Raw genomic sequence first — 15,892 nt, forward strand, 5'->3', positions numbered from 1 at the left:
AGATGTGTATAAGAGACAGGGATGGCGCGGCTAAGCCTCCAGGGACGGATTCACGGCGTCCCCGCCAATCCCACCCGCCCGACCCACCCTCTGAAACCCAGCTTTCAGCGACCAACCCACCCCCACCACGGAGGGGCTCCGCCGTTCGCCGAATCCCCGCCGAAGGCGCGCCTCCCGCGCTGCAACATGCCCACGCGCCATCCTGCGCCATCATGGGCACCCCGCCCCCGCCAGGACCGTCCCATGCAGCAGTACCTGCTTCTGATCTACATCGAGCCTGCCCTGCTGCAGGCGCTGCCCACCGAAGAATTCAACGCGCTGATGCGCGACTGCCTCGCCCACGCCGACAAACTGCAGGCGGAAGGCACGCTGCTGGCCGCGCAGAAGCTGCAGCCGGTCGACACCGCGCAGACCCTGCGCGTGCGCGATGGCCACAGCCGTGTATTGGATGGCCCGTTCGCCGAAACCCGCGAACTGCTGGCCGGCTTCAACCTGATCGTCGCCCGCGACCGCGACGAAGCCATGCGCATCGCCCGCGATTTCCCGTGGGCACGCTTCGGCAGCATCGAGGTGCGGCCGCTGGAAGACATGGACGCCGAGCGCGAACGCTGCGGCGCCCCGGCTGCGGCTATGGCAGCAGCCGTACTCTGATCTCGCGCGGGCCCACGCCTTCGTTGCCGCTGTAGTCGCGCACGCTGGCGCGCACGGTGTACTCGCCCGGTGGCAATGCCGCCGGCTGCCAGCGCCCGGTTTCCATCAGGCCATCACGCACGGTGTTGGTGGCGAGGTAGCGGAAGCGGGTCACCGCACTGCCATGCACGGTGATGCCGCTGTCCGGTGCATAGGCCACGCGCACCGCTTCGGTCTGCGGCGGCATGCGGTTGAACACGATGTTCCAGCGCGGCTGCTCATAGCCCTGCAGCGGCTGCCCGGCAGCATCGAGGATCTGGTAGCCCACCTGGTACATGCCCAGCCGGCGCCGCGGCAGGTTGTTGTCGACCTGGTCCCAGGCCTCGACCACGATCTGCACGCCGCGGCCCTGCCGCGCCAGCATCACCACGCCGTCGCTGCCGGCCGCCAGCGGTTGGTCGTTGTCGTCCAGCAGCGCCACATCGGTGATGCGCGGTGCGAAGTGGTCGGCGTAGTTATGGAAACCCAGCGCCACGGCGTTGGTTTCGAAGCCGCCGGTGCCCACCGCCAGGTGCACGTGCGCCTGGTTGTTGATGCTGCCCAGGCGATCGCCGACGTGGATGCGCGTGCCGCGACGCACGCGCATCCGCTCCAGCTTGCCCTGCTCGTCGTACAGCGCCTGCCAGCGCGCATCGAACGGCTGGTCGCGCGGGGTGCGGCCGACCCGCATGTGGATGTACTTGAGACGGTCCACGGCCAGGCCCTCGGCCTGCCCACCCAGGCTCCACGCCGCTACCGGGCTGCTGATCTTGCCATCGGCGATCGCCAGCACGGTCTGGCCGACATCGCCGCGCACATCGAAACCGCCGTGCAGGTGGTGGCGGCTCTCGCCCTTGAAGTTGCCGCGCACCTCGCCCAGCGTGCCGACCACTTCATGCCAGCCATCCTGGGGTGCCAATGGCCAGCGCCCACCGGTGTCCGGCAATGCTGCATCGGCAGCGGGCCCGACCAGCGCCGGTGCCGGCAGGTCACCCACCGGCAGCGGGCGCAGGCGGTGCAGGCGATAGCTGGCGGAATCGGCGACCAGCACGCTGCCATCGGCATCCATCGCCAACCCACTGGGGCGGGCCAGGCGTGGCAGGCGGCCGTTGCCCACCAGCGCGATCTGGTGGCCCTGCGGTGTTACCTGCACGATGCGGCCATCAAGGTCACCCACGTACAGCACGCCGTCGTGCGTGGTGGCCAGCGACAGCGGCCCATTGATCACGCCGCCATCGCCCAGCAGCGTGCTGACCATGCCGTCGGCACCGACCCGACGCACCGCGTTGTTGAACAGGTCGGCCACCAGCAGCACGCCGTGCGCATCGAAGGCCAGTGCCACCGGTGTATCGAAGCGTGCATCGCCCGCCAGGCCATCGGCCAGCCCCGGGCGCTCGCCGCCGGCCAGGGTACGCACGTTGCCATCGGTACCAATCACCCGGATGCGGTCGTTGAAGGTGTCGGCCACATAGACCTGGCCCTGCGCGTCCACCGCGATGCCCATCGGTGCATCGAAGCGCGCCTGCGCGGCAGGGCCATCGGCGCAGCCCTGTTCGCCACCGGCCAGCGTGGTCACCTGGCCATCGGTGCCGATACGGCGGATCGCGTGGTTGCCGGTGTCGGCCACATACAGGTTGCCCTGCGCATCGGCGGCGATGCCCGAGGGCGTATTGAAACTGGCCTGCAGTGCAGGGCCATCGATACGCCCCTCGCCCTGCCCGGCCACCGTTTCAACGCGGCCATCGGGAAGGCGGCGACGGATCCGGTTGTTGTCACCGGCATCGGTGAAATAGACGCTGCCATCGGCACTGCGCAGCAACGCGTACGGATCGGCGAAACGCGCCTGCGCGGACGCGCCATCGCGGTCACCGGGATGACCGTCGCCGGCCAGCATCTCGATCTGTGCGGTCCACGCCAGCGGCGTGGGCGCCGGGCCTGCCGGTTCAGCCAAGGTCTGCAGCGGTGAATCCCACCAGGTCGCGGCCAATGCCACTACGGTCGCCAACGCTACGCCTGCCGCCATCCATTGCCACCGTGCCATCGTGCTGCGCTGCCTGCATGCTGTCTGAAGAGGCACCGACAATAGACGCTGAACGCAGGATCCGCCACGGCCAAACGTACTGCCGGATACCAGAGTTCCATGCGTCGCGCTTGTTCTCCCTGGCTACAGCGGGTTCAATGCTCTTCCCACGGATGGAGATCCTCCATGCCCCGCATCTTCCCCCTCGCCGCCCTGCTGGTGGCCGCACTGGCCAGCACGCCGGCCTCCGCCTCGATCTCGGTGGCACCACAGAAGCCGTCAGTCACCGCCGATGCGATGCACCAGGCCTATGCCACGCGATGGGATGAGGCGATCCAGCAGTCACGCAGTGGCAACACGCTGGGCGCACTGATCGCGATGGAACGGCTGATGGAAGATCCGATGCTGGATGACTTCGATGCTGAACATCGCGGCCGCGCCGCGCAGGTGGCCGGCTGGACCGCGATGGTGCAGAAGAAGCCGGACCAGGCTCGCCGCTATCTGCAGCGCGCGCAGGAGGCACTGCCGGACGATGCGCAGATCCTGCTGACCCTGGTCTCGGTGGAACTGTCCGAGAACCAACCGGCGCCTGCCACCCAGCACCTGGTGCAGGCGCTGAAGCATGCCGATGCGCCGTTGCCGGTGGACCACCACGCGATCAACTACCTGCAGTTCCGCCTGCGGGACCAGCCGCAGCAGCGCATGGAACTGCTGCAGGCACTGTTCGACAACGGCTGGAAGAGCGGCGGCCTGGAACCCACCGGTCTGTGGCTGGCACTGGCCACGCTGCAGGCCGACAACGGCCGTGGCGAGGCCATCCCCGCGACCCTGGCCCGCATCTCCGCGCCCGCCGAAATCATCCGGCTGCGCAGTGACAAGCGCTTCGATCCCTATGTCGACCGCGCCAACCCGCGCTTTGATCCCGTGCAGGCTGCACAGAAGCACCTCGACGAACTGCGGGTTTCCGGCCTGCTCGACCGGGCGCTGGACGCGCGCATGGCCGAGTTCAGCAGCACGCTGCTGATGCTGGACCGCAACGAGGAAGTGCTGGCGCTGACCGATGGCATGGCCGCTGCGGCCGCCGAGGGCGAGGCGCCTTCGGCGGCAGAAGCCGAATGGGTGGCATGGCTGCTCAACAGCCGGCTCACCGCGCTGCGCCGGCTGGGCCGCAACGAGGATGCGCTGGCGGCAGCCAAGCTGGCCGCACGCATCGGTGCACTGGGCCCCGATGGTGCCGAGCACCAGTTCAACGTCGGCTTCGTGTTCAGTTCGCTGGGCCGCATGCAGGATGCCGCCACGGCAGTGAATGACATGCCGGGCCTGGCCGGTTACGGCAAGGCGGCCCAGGCACTGCTGCAGTTCGTTGCCGCCCGTGAACGTGGCGATGCCAAGGCCGAACGGGCCGCGCGTGCAGCGATCCTGGCCCAGGGCGATGACGCGCGCCTGTTCCAGCGCGAAATGCTGCTGGACGAGGGCAATCTCGACGGCGCAGCTGCCGTGCTGATCGAACAGTTGCGCTCACCCGTTGAACGCGGAGAAACGCTGGCCAGCCTGCAGGACATGCGCACCTATCCGTCGCTGCCCGGTGACGTGAAGATCGATGCGGCCTGGCGTGCGCTGAAGCAGCGCGCCGACGTGCAGGCCGAGGTTGCCCGCCTGGGCCGCGTCGAACGCTACGAACTGGTCAGCACCTCCACCTCGCGCTGAGCAAGCTCCCATGTAGAACCACGTGCGTGCAGCACCACCCGCCTAGCGCGCCGGCACCTCGGTACGGATGCCCATCGCCTCGCGGTAGCGTGCGTACAGGGCCATCACCTTGTCCACATAGGCCAGGGTTTCGGCATAGGGCGGCACGCCCTTGTAGCGGGTGACCGCGCCGATGCCGGCGTTGTAAGCGGCCGCTGCCAGCGGCCGATCACCGTTGTAGCGACGCAGCAACGCGCGCATGTAGCGGGCGCCGCCATCGATCGACTGCTGCGGCGAGAACGGATCATTCACCCCGTACTCCTGCGCGGTGTCCGGCATCAACTGCATCACGCCCTGTGCGCCTTTGCTGGACACCGCCAGCGCATCGAAGTTGCTTTCGGCATGGGCGATCGCGCGCAGCCACGCATCATCCACGCCGGTGGCCTTGGCGGCGGCCTTGAACTGTTTGGCATGCTGCGCCAGCTGCGGCTTGCCGACCTTGCCCAGGCCTTCGTGGGCAGGCTCACCCGGCGGCGTGGCCATGGTGAACTTCAGGAACACCCGCGAGCCGGGCAGGTTGCGGGTGGAATAGACCAGCGCGCCATCCTGCTCGCGCTCGTACAGCACGCCGCTGAACACGCCCATGTTGCCCCACAGATTCGGGGTCTGGATGGCGTTGTCGTCGATTTCCTTCGGGGTGCAGCGTGAACCGGGTTCCGGCGCGGTGGCCAGGCTGACGGTGTTGCCCTGCACGCAGCGGTAGACGGTGCGCGCGGCGGCCAGCCCGGGCCACAGGCTGGGCAGCAGCAACAGCGCAAGCAGGAGAGGGCGACGGGACATGGCGGCCGGATCATCCGGCCGCGCCCGCTAATGTTGGGTGAATGGGGGTCGGCAGGGCTGCGCCCTGCACCCGTGGTAGTGCCGGCCGCTGGCCGGCAACCTCAACAGCAACGGCAACGGCCGATTTCCTGCGGGGGTCGGATCCCGTTGCTGCGCAACGGCCTCTGACCCCACTCCAGAGAGATCTCTGGATCAATCGATGGAACACAAACGCTGGGTTACTTCGCGGTCCTCCGCCGCACCCAATACCCCACGCCCAACAGCACGAACCACACCGGGCTGGCGACCAGCGCCTGGCGGGTGTCGGCCTGCAGGCTCAGCAGCACCAGCACGGCGGCGAAGAACACCAGGCAGGCCCAGCACATGGCGACGCCGCCGGGCATCTTGAAGATCGAGGCGGCGTGGCGTTCCGGGTAGCGGCGGCGGTAGGCCATGTAGGCCACCAGGATCAGCGACCAGACGAAGATGAAGAGCACGGTGGCCAGCGTCGTCACCAGGGTGAAGGCGGTCACCAGGTTCGGGATCAGGTAGATCAGCAACGTGCCGCCCAGCAGGCACAGGCACGAGAACAGCAGGCCACGGGCGGGCACTGCGGCGCGTGACAACTTCGACAACCCGCGCGGTGCGTGGCCCTCTTCGGCCAGACCGTACAGCATGCGGCTGGTGGAGAAGATGCCGCTGTTGGCCGAGGACGTGGCCGAGGTCAGCACCACGAAGTTGATCAGGCTGGCCGCGGCGGGAATGCCGGCCAGCACGAACAGCTGCACGAACGGGCTCTTGTCCGGCACCACCTGGCGCCACGGGGTGACCGCCATGATCGCGATCAGCGCCAGCACGTAGAAGATGATGATGCGCACCGGGATCGAGTTGATCGCCTTGGGCAGGTTGCGCTCGGGGTCTGCGGTTTCAGCGGCGGTGGTCCCCACCAGCTCGATGCCGACGAAAGCGAACACCGCGATCTGGAAACCGGCGAAGAAGCCGACAAGGCCCATCGGGAACATGCCGCCGTCATTCCACAGGTTCGACAACGACGCGGTGTGGCCACTGGGCGAGGTGAAGCCCCACGCCACCAGCCCGGCGCCGGTGATGATCAGCGCACAGATCGCCACGATCTTGATCAGCGCGAACCAGAATTCCATCTCGCCGAACAGCTTCACCGTCACCAGGTTCAGTGCCAGCAACAGCAGCACGCAGGCCAGTGCCGGTATCCACGCATCCAGCCCGGGGAACCAGAACTGCGCGTAGGCGGCAATCGCGATCACGTCGGCGATGGCGGTGACGATCCAGCAGAACCAGTACGTCCATCCACAGAAGAAGCCGGCCCAGGGACCGAGCAGATCGGTGGAGAAATCGATGAAGGATTTGTACTGCAGGTTGGACAGCAGCAGCTCGCCCATCGCGCGCATCACGAAGAACAGCATCGCGCCGATGATCAGGTAGACGAAGACGATGGACGGGCCGGCCAGGCTGATGGTCTTGCCCGAGCCCATGAACAGGCCGGTGCCGATGGCACCGCCGATGGCGATCAGCTGCAGGTGGCGGTTGGACAGGCTGCGGCGCAGGTGCTCGGGGGGCGTTGCGGGCTCGGTCATGGGCGTGCACTGGGGCGGGCGAAGCGTTCGACGTTAGTCCTCCCCGGCCCGGAGCGCCAGCGCCAGACGGCCCGATTACGTCAATGGCGGTCGCTTTCACCACATTGTGACCAAATACCGGATTCGTCCCATTCCGCCCGGCCCGGCGCCATGCTCAGATAGCCGCACCTGCCCAAGGACCGGCCCCGCCCATGCGCCCTGACCTGCCTGCCCCGCCGGAGCTCCAGCCATGAGCCGCCTGCGCATCATCATTGGTGGCACCGCGCTGGCGCTGCTGGCCGCAGCGGTGCCGATCGCGGTGATGGCCTATGCCACCTGGGACCGTGCGGTCAGTGTCGAGCAGCAGCGCCTGCGCGACATCGCCGGCCGCGCGCTGCGCCGTTCCGACCAGTCCTACCATGACGCGCTGGCCGCGCTGAAGTCGGCGGAGGCGGGCGCCCATGTGCCGTGCAGCCCGGACCATATCCAGCGCATGCAGACCCTGGTGATGACCACGCCGTCGATCGACCAGATGGGCTATTTCGAAGGCGGCACGCTGCGGTGCACGTCGTGGGGCCCGTTCCTGGCCGATGTGAAGCAGCCCAAGGCCGACCATGTGACCAGCGAAGGGGCCGGCATCGCGGTGGACGTGCGCCCCGAAGCCAGCGGCCGCCGCCAGGTGCTGTCGATCCTGTACGGCGCCTACGACGTACTGGTCGACCCGCGCCGTTTCGTCGATGTCATCGCCGACCCCAACGTGCGCCTGGCCCTGGCCAGCCCGGACGGCCGCCTGCTGGCCAAGCAGGACGGCATGGATCCGGCGCTGCTGGAGACCCTGCTGCGCAACCCGGGCGAAGGGCTGGACCACAACACCCTCTACGCCACCGCCCGCAATGGCGAATGGCTGGCGATCGCCACCACGCCACGCACGGCACTGGCCGCCACCTTCCGCCAGCAGGCATGGCTGTACGTACCGCTCGGGTTGCTGATGGCTGCCGTGGGTGCCGGCCTGGTGATCTGGCTGTCGCGCCGCCGGCTGTCGCTGCGCGGCGAACTGGCCACGGCGATCCGCCGCCGCGAGCTGTACCTGCACTACCAGCCGATCATCGAACTGGATACCGGCATCTGCGTCGGCGCCGAAGCATTGATTCGCTGGCAGCGTCAGGATGGAACCCAGGTCCGCCCCGACCTGTTCATTCCCCTGGCCGAAGAGACCGGCATGATCGGCGCGATCACCGACCTGGTGATCGAGAACGTGGTGCGCGACATGCGCGAGCTGCTGGTGGCCGACCGCAGCGCGCACATCGCGATCAATCTCGCCGCCGAGGACATCAGCAGTGGTCGTGCATTGAAGTTGATCGCCAAGCACATGGCCGGCAGCGGCATCCTGCCGCAGCAGATCTGGATGGAAGCGACCGAGCACGGCTTCCTCGACCTGGACCGCGCACGCACGATGCTGGCGCAGGCACGCCGGGCCGGCCACAGCGTGGCGATCGATGACTTCGGCGTGGGCTTTTCCAGCCTGCAGTACCTGGAGCAGCTGCCACTGGATGCACTGAAGATCGACAAGTCGTTCATCGATGCGATCGGCACCGAGAGCGCAACCAGCCCAGTCACGCCGCACATCATCGACATGGCCAAGGAGCTGGGCCTGTGGGTGGTCGCCGAGGGCGTGGAGACCGAGGCACAGCTGGCGTATCTGCATACCCGGAAGGTCGAGTTCGCGCAGGGTTGGCTGTTCTCGCGGCCGCTGCCGCGGGATGAGTTCGTGGTGTTCCATCACAAGCGGCAGCAGCGCTATGGCGCGGCGCGGGAGCACATGCAGAATCCGCGCAGCGTGCCGATCGAGCGTGAGGGGATCGAGTAGGACGGCCAACGGCAGAGCCCCTCGTGGTGGGTCGCGTACGGCTATCCCGGGGTTGGCCGGGACGGTCGGGTTCGCGGGGGACGCCGTAGACCCGTCCATGGGGGCTTGGCCGCGGCTTGCTCGTGTGCGCTGTCCTGCGCACACGGCAAGACCGGGGTTGGGCGTCCTGCCCAACCCGCCCGAGGCATGCCTCGGGCCCATGCCGCGGACACCCCCGCGAACCCGACCGCCCCGGCCTCTGACAGGTTCCGGCGGCGTCCCACCACGGAATCAACAGGAAAATCAAAAGCAAACGCGGGTCGCTGCGCTCGGTGGATCCACGCCATGCGTGGATGGCGTGGACCACGGTAGTGCCGGCCGCTGGCCGGCACCTCGGTAACGTCTGGTCTGCGCCTACGCCCAGGCCTTCGGCCGTGCCAACAGCCACGCCGCGCTCACCGCCAGCAACAGCAACGGCAACCAGCCCAGCTGGCTCGGGCCGCTGACCTGCAACAGCACACCGCCTGCTACGCCACCGGCGGCAATCGCCAGGTTCCAACCGGTCACCAGCATCGACTGCGCCAGGTCGGCGGCAGCACCGGCACGGCGTGCGAGCGCGGTCTGGAACAGGGTCGCAACCGACCCGAACGCCACACCCCACAGGATCGTTGCCAGCAGCAGCGGTGTGGCCTGTCCTGGCCACAACAGCAGGGCCAACACCGGAAGAATGAAACCGATCACGGCCGCCCACACCAGCGTGCGCAGATGACGGTCCACGCCCCAACCGGCAATGCCGATACCAACGATGGCAGCCACGCCGAAGGCCAGCAGCAGGCGGTCCAGCCACCGGCCGGCGCCGGCCTCCACCGCCAGCGGTTCGATGTAGGTGTACAGCACGTTGTGCGCCAGCACGTACAGCACCATCACCGCCAGCGCGCTGCGCACGCCGGGCATGCGCCACACCGTACCCAACGACGTGCGCTGACCGGCCGCGGCCGCCGGTAGCGCCGGCAGTGCCCAGCGCGCGTACGCCAGCAGGCCGACCCCCAGCACGCTCATCAACGCGAACGCCCAGCGCCAGCCGATCTGCTGGCCCAGCAACGTGCCCGCCGGTACACCCAGCGACAGCGCCAACGGCGATCCAACCATCGCCACCGCGATTGCCCGGCCCTGCAGCGACGGCACCACCATGCGCGCCGCATAGCCGGCCACCAGCGACCACAGCAGGCCACCACTCACACCGGCCAGGAAACGCGCGGCAAGGATCAGCGGATAGCTGCTGCTCACGGCGGTCAGCGTGTTGACCACCACGAAGCCGGCAATGGCGGCCAGCAACAAGGGGCGTCGCGGCAGGCGCTGGGTCAACGCGGTCATCGGCAGTGCGGCCATCACCGATCCCAGCGCGTACACGCTGACCAGCTGGCCCACCGCCGCATCACTCACGCCCAGGCTCTCGCCCATCGGCCGCAGTACACCGGCGGGCAGGGTCTCGGTCAGCAGGGTGATGAAGCCGCCACCTGCAAGCGCCAGCAGGCCGGCCCACGGCAGGTGTGTAGCTTCGCCGGCAGGACTCGCCGCATCAATGGCATGGCCGCTCATCGTGCAGCCTCCAGATCGGCGTAGACCGCGTCACGCAGTTCATCGACGAAGGCGCCATCCATGCCTTCGTACAGGGTGTTGGTGAGCGCCACCACGCTCAGCCCGCGCGCGGGATCAACGAACCAGCTGTGGCCATAGGCACCGCCCCAGCGCCAGCTGCCTTCGCTTTGTGGCGTGCCACTGGCGGCGGCATCGCGCAGCACCGCAAAGCCCAGCCCGAAGCCCCAGCCGGCCGGCTCCGGCGGCCCCTGCTCGCCCACCTGCGGAGTGGCCATCTCCGCCACCAGCGCGGGCGGCAACAGATTCGAGGCCTGTACGTCGCGCAGTGCTTCCAGCACCGCCATCACCTCATCGGCGCTGCCAATCAATCCAGCACCGGCCGAAGGGAAACGGCTGGCATCGGTAGCACGGGCGAGGCTGTACTCGATGCCGACCGTACCCTCGAACGGTGCGACCACTTCGCCTTCCTGCAGGCGATGCGGCTGCGGTGCGTCACTCACATACGGCGTGGCCAGCCGCGCCGCGTTGGTGGTCGCGAATGCGGTGTCGCGCAGGCCCAAGCGTGCGGCCAGCAAGCGCTCGAACAGTGCCTGCAGCGTTTCACCGGTCGCGGCTTCGGCCACGGCACCGGCCACATCCACGCCCAACGAGTACAACCATTGGCTCCCCGGCTCGAACAGCAGCGGCGCCTGCGCGATGCGATGCACGTTGTCGGCCAATGTCAGCGGATTCGCATCCATGCCATCGCTGACGCCGGCCCGGGCGTACGGGCCATCCGCATCGGCTTCGAGGAAGCGGTAGCCCAGCCCGCTGCTGTGGCTGAGCAGTTGGCGCAGGCTGATCGGCGGCGTGCTGCCATCGGCCAGCGCCGGACGGAAGTCCGGCAACCAGCGCTGTACCGGCGCATCCAGGTCCAGCACACCTTCGGCCACCAGGCGCAGGATCACCGTGGTCAGCAGCGGCTTGCTCACCGACGCCAGCCGGAACAACTGCTCGCGCTGCATCGCGGCACCCGATTCACGATCGGCCAGGCCGGTGGCGCTGGCATGGCGCAGCACGCCGTGCTCGCGCACCAGCACCACCGCGCCGACCAGGCGTTGCGGGTGGACCTGCTGCAGCAACCGCTGCACCGACGGCAGGGCCGGCGCGGGGGCAAGGGAAAGGGCAGCGTTCATCGCGGTGATCCGTGGGGAGAGGCCCGCCACGTTAGGCAGCAGGCCACCGGGCAAAAAGCCGGTTGCCGCTCCGTGCATCATGGACCCTGCAGTCCGCAATCGGCATGATGGCCGGAACTGCAAGGCCGCAACGGTCGCCGCGCCGCCCCGCACCACAGTGTTGCGGTGGCGGTGCCTGGCCCCGCGATCGCAGCCACCTACCCTGCCGCTTTCATTGCCCACACGCCCATGTCAGTCCTGGACAACCTCGCCAATCTGCAGACCTTCGTGCACGCGGCCGATACCCGCAGCTTCGTCGAGACCGGGCGCCTGCAGGGCATCTCGGCCTCGGCCGCCGGCAAGTGCGTTGCACGGTTGGAGCACGCACTCGGCGTGCGCCTGTTCCACCGCAGCACGCGCAGCATCACCCTCACCGCCGAGGGCCAGCTGTTCCTGGCACGCTGCCGGCGCATCCTCGACGAGCGCGATGCCGCGCGCACCGAACTGGCGCAGCCGCATGCCGCACCGAGCGGCACACTGCGCATCGGCCTGCCGTTGGTGGGTGACCTGACCCTGCCGCTGATGGCCGAGTTCATGGCCGCGTATCCGGACATCCGTCTGGACCTGGATTTCAGCGACCGGCTGGTCGATGTCATCGAGGAAGGCTTCGACGCTGTGCTACGCGTCGGCGAACCCAGCGACTCACGCATGAACGCCCGACGCCTGGGCGTGTTCCCGCGCCGCATCGTCGCCTCGCCGGCGTACCTGCAGCGTCGCGGTGTTCCGCGTGCGCCGGCCGACCTGCTCCAACACACCCTGCTGCATTACCGCTTCCCCAGCACCGGCAAGCTGGAGCTGTGGCCGATCCAGTGGCCCGGCAATGACGCCCCGCAGGAGCTACCCGTGCACATGGTGGCCAACACCATCGAAGCGCGCGTGGCGCTGGCACTACGCGATACTGGACTGGCCTTCGTGCCAGTGCACTCGGTACGCGATGCGCTGGCCGATGGCCGGCTGGTGACCGTGCTCGACGAGCATGTGCACTCCTGCGGTATCTTCCACCTGCTGTGGCCGTCCGGCCGCCACGTGCTTCCGAAGCTTCGGGTGTTCATCGACTTTGTCAGCGCACGCCTGGAAACCGTGCCGTAGGTCATGCCATGCGCGGATGCCTCTTGTAGAGTCGAGCCATGCTCGACTCACCGCATGCCAAGCGAAGCGCAGCCGAGCATGGGCTCGGCTCTACAACGGAACCACCCGAACACTGGTAGCGCCGGGCCATGCCAGCGGCCGCCGCACCCGACCATTCAGCCAACCCCGCTATACTGGCCGCTCATTCCTCCCAGAGGCTCGCGACCAATGCGCCATTGATGCCGCCGTCTTCCCACTAGACGGCCTGACTCTTCCCGCCCCTGCGCGCAGGGGAGAACCCGGCATCCATGGAGGTCGCATGACCCCGCATTCCCTCACGCTCGATCGCGTGTCGTATCGATTGGCCGACGGCCGAGTGCTGTTTTCCGATCTGTCGTTTTCCTTCGAACCGGTCGCCACCGGCCTGGTCGGTGCCAATGGCACCGGCAAAAGCGTGCTCGCACGCCTGCTGGCCGGGCGGCTGTCGCCCGACAGTGGCCAGGTGCGTGGCAGTGACCGCGTGTTCCTGTTGCCCACACCGGGCTATCCACCAGCCGGCACCGTCGGTGAGTTGGCCGGTGTGGGTGAAGCGCTGTCCGCGCTGGCACGCATCGAAGCCGGCAGCGTCGATGAGGCCGACTTCACCTGCGTAGGCGAGCGCTGGGACCTGCGCGAACGCCTGCAGCAGCAATGGCAGGCGCTAGGACTGCCCGACGATCTCGATCACGCCCAGCCTGCCGCACGCCTCAGTGGCGGCCAGGCGATGCAGGTGGCGCTGTCCGGCGCGTGGGCCAGCGGCGCCGACTGGTTGATCCTGGACGAACCCAGCAATCACCTTGATGCGCGTCATCGCCAGCAGCTGTACAAGCAGTTGCAGCAATGGCGCGGCGGCCTGCTGGCAATCAGCCATGATCGCGAACTGCTGGGCCGCATGCAGCAGATTGTCGAACTTGATGCGCGTGGCCTGCATCGCTATGGCGGCGCGTGGCAGCACTATGCCGAGGTGCGCGCCGCCGAACGCGAAGCCGCCGCCACCCAGCTCGACCATGCGCGCGCCCAGCACCGACAGCAACAACGCAGCGCGCGCGAGCAGCACGAACGCCAACAGCAACGCCAGGCACGTGGCAACCGCGATGCGAAGCAGGCCAACCAGGCGCCGATCCTGCTCGGCCGCCAGAAGCAGCGCGCCGAAGCCAGTCATGGGCGCGCGCAGCAGGTGCAGGCCGAGCGGCTGCAGGCCAGCGCAGAGCAGCTGCGCGCAGCGGCATCCGCGGTTCATGCGGCACCGGAACTGGCGCTATTTGCCGGTGGGGGTGAACGTGGCAACACGCGTCTGCTGCAGACCGAGGCGCTGGTGCTGCCACATGGCTGCAGTGCCCCGTTGCAGCTGGAGATCCGTCGAGGGCAGCGCATCGCCGTGGTCGGTGACAACGGCAGTGGCAAATCCACCCTGCTGCGTGTGCTGGCCGGCCAGCTGCGAGCGCGCGATGGCACTGTGCAACGCCACGCGCCACTGGCGCTGCTTGACCAGCAACTACTGGGATTGTCCGGCGAGCACAGCATCCTCGATAGCTTACAGGCCGCCAATCCGGGTGCGGACCCGGGCGAACTGCGCACCCGGCTCGCGCTGCTGGGACTGGATGCACAACGCATCCAGCGCCCCGCCCGCAGCCTCAGCGATGGCGAACGGGTGAAGGGCGCACTAGCCAGCGTGCTGTATGCCGATCCCGCGCCGCAGCTGTTGCTGCTGGACGAGCCCGGCAATGCACTGGACCTAAGCGCATTGCAGGCACTGGAGGAACTGCTGGCGGCATGGCCGGGTGCCTTGATGATGGTCAGCCACGATCTGCATCTGCTGCAGGCATTGCGGCCGACGCAGGTATTGCAGGTCACCGCCAACAGCTGGCAATGGCGCGACAGTCTGTAGAGTCGAGCCATGCTCGACTCCGCCATGCATCCATCCACGCATGACGTATCGACCAGGGGTAGTGCCGGCCGCTGGCCGGCAACCCATGGATCATCAATGCACCGTCAACGCTTCCACACAGGGAACGCCTGCGGCAACTGGTGCCACAACAATGGCCCCGCACGCAGCTCCTGGTCGTTGAGAAGGCACGCATCCAGCTCCGCACGCACCGCGCGCTCGTCCATGTGCACACCAATCACCACTAGCTCCTGGCGGCGATCACCCCACAATGGGTGCCACAGCCGCTGCATCGCCGTGTGCGCGGCCGAATCCGGGAATTCCTCAAGCCCCGGCAGCGGCGCGCTCCAGCAATCGGCCTGCTGCCGCGCCCATCCCAGGTCGCTGTAAGGCAACGGCGTCGGCGGCAACAACGGTGTGGTGTCTTCCAGCCCAGCCCGCACGCGGTCGCGCGCGGCATACCAGAAACCCGCCGCCTGCGTCCGCGTCGCCGCGCCCACGGTGTTCAACTCGCCTACCCAATCCATGCGGTTGGCCAGCCAGAACCAGCCCTTGCTGCGGATCACGCCGGGCATGCCGGACTGCAGCGCGCGGGCGAATCGCGCGGGGTGGAACGGACGCCGCGAACGGTAGACGAAGCTGCCGATGCCGTACTCTTCGGTTTCCGGTGTGTGCTCGCCACGCAGCTCCTTCACCCAACCCGGCGCGCGTTGCGCACGCTCCATGTCGAAGCGACCGGTATCCAGCAGCTCGGCCAACGGCACATCACCGAAGCTGGACAGCAGCAGCTTGGCGTCGCGGTTCAACCCGCGCAGCACGGCCAGCGTGTCCTGCAGCACTTCGTCATCCACCTGGTCGACCTTGCTGACCACGATCACGTCGGCGAACTCCACCTGCTCGCACAGCAGATCGACCACACCGCGGTCATCGTCCGGACCAGCCTGCTGACCACGCTCGGCCAGCCGCAGGGTCGAACCGAAGTCGGCAAGGAATGCGCTGCCGTCAACTACCGTCACCATCGTGTCCAGCCGCGCGGCGTCACTCAGGCTGAAACCCTGCTCGTCTCGTACGGCGAACGTGGCCGCCACTGGCATCGGCTCGCCGATGCCGGTCGATTCGATCAACAGGTAGTCGTAGCGACCCGCATCAGCCAGGCGCCGCACTTCCTGCAGCAGGTCATCGCGCAGCGTGCAGCAGATGCAGCCGTTGCTGAATTCCACCAGTGTCTCTTCAGTGCGGCGCAGCTCGGCGCCACCTTCGCGCACCAGCTGCGCATCAATGTTGACCTCGCTCATGTCGTTGACGATGACCGCCACGCGCAGGCCCTCGCGGTTGCGCAGGATCTGGTTGAGCAGGGTGGTCTTGCCGGCCCCAAGGAAGCCGGACAGCACGGTGACCGGAAGGCGACGGTCGGCGCGGGAAACAGTGTTCATGTCGGAGCGGGTTGGCTGCGGA

General features: G+C 68.0%; 11 protein-coding genes. 5 read left to right on the plus strand and 6 right to left on the minus strand.

What is annotated here, in order from left to right; translation table 11 throughout:
* Positions 1-243: 243 nt before the first annotated feature.
* Complete coding sequence (locus AC5O77_RS17380) at positions 244-651, plus strand: YciI family protein (protein ID WP_005412102.1); 408 nt, start codon at positions 244-246, stop codon at positions 649-651.
* Here the strand turns inward: AC5O77_RS17380 and AC5O77_RS17385 are convergent.
* Positions 629-2,710, minus strand: a complete 2,082-nt coding sequence (locus AC5O77_RS17385; RefSeq protein ID WP_494506991.1) for an NHL domain-containing protein — start codon at positions 2,708-2,710, stop codon at positions 629-631. The genes AC5O77_RS17380 and AC5O77_RS17385 overlap by 23 nt on opposite strands.
* 165 nt (positions 2,711-2,875) lie before the next feature.
* Between AC5O77_RS17385 and AC5O77_RS17390 the strand changes: the two genes are divergently transcribed.
* Positions 2,876-4,396: a tetratricopeptide repeat protein gene (locus AC5O77_RS17390; RefSeq protein WP_494506992.1), complete on the plus strand. Its 1,521-nt coding sequence runs from the start codon at positions 2,876-2,878 to the stop codon at positions 4,394-4,396.
* A 42-nt stretch (positions 4,397-4,438) separates the two neighbouring features.
* On the opposite strand, the gene AC5O77_RS17395 is transcribed toward AC5O77_RS17390, so the two are convergent.
* Both AC5O77_RS17395 and cycA read right to left on the minus strand, forming a co-directional pair.
* Entirely contained in the window at positions 4,439-5,215 is a 777-nt protein-coding gene (locus AC5O77_RS17395) for a lytic transglycosylase domain-containing protein (protein ID WP_032130442.1), read from the minus strand.
* Positions 5,216-5,433: 218 nt separating this feature from the next.
* Positions 5,434-6,807: a D-serine/D-alanine/glycine transporter gene (cycA, locus tag AC5O77_RS17400; protein WP_049399140.1), complete on the minus strand. Its 1,374-nt coding sequence runs from the start codon at positions 6,805-6,807 to the stop codon at positions 5,434-5,436.
* A 229-nt stretch (positions 6,808-7,036) separates the two neighbouring features.
* Between cycA and AC5O77_RS17405 the strand changes: the two genes are divergently transcribed.
* Positions 7,037-8,653: an EAL domain-containing protein gene (locus tag AC5O77_RS17405; RefSeq protein ID WP_494506993.1), complete on the plus strand. Its 1,617-nt coding sequence runs from the start codon at positions 7,037-7,039 to the stop codon at positions 8,651-8,653.
* A 393-nt stretch (positions 8,654-9,046) separates the two neighbouring features.
* Here the strand turns inward: AC5O77_RS17405 and AC5O77_RS17410 are convergent, their stop codons facing one another.
* Positions 9,047-10,231, minus strand: coding sequence for an MFS transporter (locus AC5O77_RS17410; RefSeq protein ID WP_494506994.1), 1,185 nt, complete (start codon positions 10,229-10,231; stop codon positions 9,047-9,049).
* Positions 10,228-11,406: a serine hydrolase domain-containing protein gene (locus AC5O77_RS17415; protein ID WP_494506995.1), complete on the minus strand. Its 1,179-nt coding sequence runs from the start codon at positions 11,404-11,406 to the stop codon at positions 10,228-10,230. Before AC5O77_RS17415 ends, AC5O77_RS17410 begins: the two co-directional genes overlap by 4 nt.
* A gap of 228 nt (positions 11,407-11,634) precedes the next feature.
* Here AC5O77_RS17415 and AC5O77_RS17420 point away from each other — a divergent pair, with 228 nt between their 5' ends.
* Together AC5O77_RS17420 and AC5O77_RS17425 are read left to right on the plus strand one after the other, a co-directional pair.
* Positions 11,635-12,534, plus strand: a complete 900-nt coding sequence (locus AC5O77_RS17420; protein ID WP_494506996.1) for a LysR family transcriptional regulator — start codon at positions 11,635-11,637, stop codon at positions 12,532-12,534.
* A 298-nt stretch (positions 12,535-12,832) separates the two neighbouring features.
* A complete protein-coding gene (locus AC5O77_RS17425) occupies positions 12,833-14,440 on the plus strand; it encodes an ATP-binding cassette domain-containing protein (RefSeq protein WP_494506997.1) in 1,608 nt (535 codons plus the stop codon).
* A gap of 104 nt (positions 14,441-14,544) precedes the next feature.
* Here the strand turns inward: AC5O77_RS17425 and AC5O77_RS17430 are convergent, their stop codons facing one another.
* Positions 14,545-15,870, minus strand: coding sequence for a GTP-binding protein (locus AC5O77_RS17430; RefSeq protein ID WP_494506998.1), 1,326 nt, complete (start codon positions 15,868-15,870; stop codon positions 14,545-14,547).
* Positions 15,871-15,892: the final 22 nt, after the last annotated feature.

The organism is Stenotrophomonas sp. INTA L402-1 (assembly GCF_059295135.1).